Genomic DNA, 381 nt, shown 5'->3' with positions numbered 1-381 from the left:
TATTAATTATGGCCAACAAAAAGTTGTATCTTCAAAGTGTGTCACAAAGACGTCTTCGTCATTTTAGTGACAGTTTTAAAATGGAGAAAGTTCGAGAAATAGAACAAGGTCGAACTCGAGTTTCAGAGATTTGTAAGCAATATGAAGTATCTGGGACCAATGTGTACAAATGGATTTCTAAATTCGGTACAATGAAAACCAATAAGACCCGAGTTATAGTAGAGACACAGAGTGATACACAAGAGTTGTTATTACTCAAGAAAAAAGTGGCTGAACTAGAGCGTATCGTAGGTCAGAAGCAAATCTTGCTTGACTTTAAGGATAAAATGATTGATCTAGCCGAACAGGCATATGGGGTTGATATTAAAAAAAAATTCGATT

At 35.2% G+C, this 381-nt stretch carries 1 protein-coding gene; it reads left to right on the top strand.

Translation table 11 applies throughout. The features are described from left to right. Positions 1 to 38 precede the first annotated feature (38 nt). Positions 39 to 381 (top strand): transposase (locus EWU22_RS13145; protein WP_161566876.1); only part of this gene is annotated, 343 nt, incomplete at its 3' end.

It is taken from the genome of Aquirufa nivalisilvae (assembly GCF_004307455.1).
GTDB lineage: Bacteria > Bacteroidota > Bacteroidia > Cytophagales > Spirosomataceae > Aquirufa > Aquirufa nivalisilvae.
Note: the sequence above shows the minus strand (reverse complement) of the source record. Positions and strands in the feature narration are given on the sequence as shown.